The 2,148-nt window shown below is 64.4% G+C and carries 3 protein-coding genes; all 3 read left to right on the forward strand.

Annotated features, from left to right (window positions below; genetic code table 11):
* Window positions 1-715 (forward strand): gfo/Idh/MocA family oxidoreductase (locus tag WBV42_RS15060; RefSeq protein WP_423986754.1); only part of this gene is annotated, 715 nt, incomplete at its 5' end.
* Window positions 716-718: 3 nt separating this feature from the next.
* A complete protein-coding gene (locus tag WBV42_RS15065; RefSeq protein ID WP_423986755.1) occupies window positions 719-1,582 on the forward strand; it encodes an amidohydrolase family protein in 864 nt (287 codons plus the stop codon).
* Window positions 1,583-1,631: 49 nt separating this feature from the next.
* Window positions 1,632-2,148, forward strand: a 517-nt coding sequence (locus WBV42_RS15070) for a fumarylacetoacetate hydrolase family protein (protein ID WP_423986756.1), incomplete at its 3' end; no start/stop codon positions are given.

The raw sequence follows: 2,148 nt of genomic DNA on the forward strand, positions 1-2,148 counted from the left end.
GGCGGAAGCGATGACCGAAGTCTGTGACGAAACTGACACCGAACTCGTCGTCAACCACTCGTTCCGGTTCACCGAGAAGGTCCAGGAGCTACGAAGCGCCATCGAGGAAGGTATCGTCGGGGAGACGAAGTCCATCGCGGCGAACTTCCGACGCGAGTTGATGCGAAACTCGACCCACGTCCTCGACCTGCTCGTCTATCTGCTCGACGCCAGAGCGGCCACGGTCAGCGGCTATATCAACGGGGAGAACGACGCCGTCGATGCACTCGGCGGGACGCGGGAGGTGACCGACTCCGGCGGCGGCGGCCACGTGCTCCTCGACGACGGCACGTTCGCCACCGTCGATTGCACCGTCGCTCGCGAGATATCGTCGATGAGTCTCCAGTTCGTCGGCACGGAGGGGAAACTATACATCAACAACGACGACGGCGAGTGGCGCTACTGGACCCTCGATGACGGAACCCACGTGGAGCGGCCGATTCCCGGCGTGTCCGGCGCGTGGTCGTGGGATGAGGATTATCGGCGGGCGTTCCCGAACGCCGCGAGCCACATCGTCGACCTGCTGAACGGGGACGCGGAGAACCACTCCCCCGGCACGGACGCGACGCGGTCGCTCGAAATCATCGTGGGATTCTACATCTCGGACTACACGGGGAGCCACGTAGACCTGCCGCTCGATACGCCGCTCAAGGACGTGCGGATCACGTCGTGGTGAACGATGCGACTGATCGACACACACGTCCACGCGTGGGGAGCGGACTCCAAGCCACAGCCGTGGTACGAACCCGTTCTCCCCCCTGGATGGTCCGGGGAGTACACCCACGAGGGCCTCATCGAGGACATGAACCGCGTCGGCATCGACGAGAGCGTCATCGTCACCACGCCGCTGTACGGCCGGGAACGCGGCGCGAACGCCTACACCCTCGAAAGCATCGCGGCCCATCCGGACCGTCTCCACGGCGTCGGCCTCGTGGACTTCTTCGCCGACGACGTCCGTGACCGTCTCAGGGCGGTGCTGGACCACGACGGCATGCTCGGCGTTCGAATGCACGCCGCGTTGGAATACGACGACGCCCCCACGGAACTCGACCGTACCGGCGACTGGATCCTCGACGACGCGCTCGCGCCGGTGTGGGAAGAGATGGCGACGCTCGATGCGTGCGTGTTCGTGTTCCCGAAAGCACAGCAACTCGGAGCCGTCGGGCGACTCGCGGCGGCACATCCCGACGTCACGTTCGTCGTGGACCACATGGCGTGGCCAGACGGGACGACGACCCCCGATTCGGAACCGTGGAGCGACTTCCGCGACCTCGCGGCGTACGACAACGTCTACGTGAAGGTGAGTTCGTTACCCCGTTCGTCGATCGAAGGGTGGCCGTATCGCGACCTCTGGGGGTACGTTCGAAACCTCGTCGAGTGGTTCGGCGCGGACCGCCTGATGCTCGGTTCGGACTACCCGTGGATGGACGACTGGGCGACGTACGATCAATGTCTCGATTGGGTCACGGAAGCTCGATTCCTCTCGCCCCGGGACCAGCGCTACCTCAGGGCGCAGACGTTCACCGAACTCTTCGACGCGTAGCCCTGCCGCAACGGCAAGGGTTTTGAGTATTCGCCGGAATCGTGAGTACATGTCTCACGTCAGATTTCGCGACCCCGCCGGTGCCGTCCGAACAGGCTCGTGGACGGACGACGGTATCGTTTTCGCCGACAGCATGTACGACCCGGACGAGGTCGATATCCTCCCGCCGACCGAACCGAGCAAGATCGTTTGTGTGGGCCTGAACTACGCGGACCACGCGGCGGAATCCGGAATGGAGGTTCCGGAACGACCGTTGTTGTTCCTGAAACCGCCGAACTCGGTGGCGGGCCACGGCGACACGATTTCGCTCCCCGAGGGGAAAAAACAGGTCGAATACGAGGCCGAACTCGGCGTCGTCATCGGCGAGCAGTGCCGAAACGTCGCCGCCGAGGACGCCGACTCGGTCATCGAGGGGTACACCTGCGTCGACGACGTCTCGAACCGCGACGACCAGATGGTCGAACAGAACTGGATTCGCGGGAAGGCGTTCGACGGATCGGCACCCATCGGCCCGGTCGTCGCGCCGCCTGAGGACGTTCCGGACGACGCGACGGTCGAACTGCGAC

Source organism: Haladaptatus sp. (assembly GCF_049589095.1).
Lineage (GTDB): Archaea > Halobacteriota > Halobacteria > Halobacteriales > Haladaptataceae > Haladaptatus.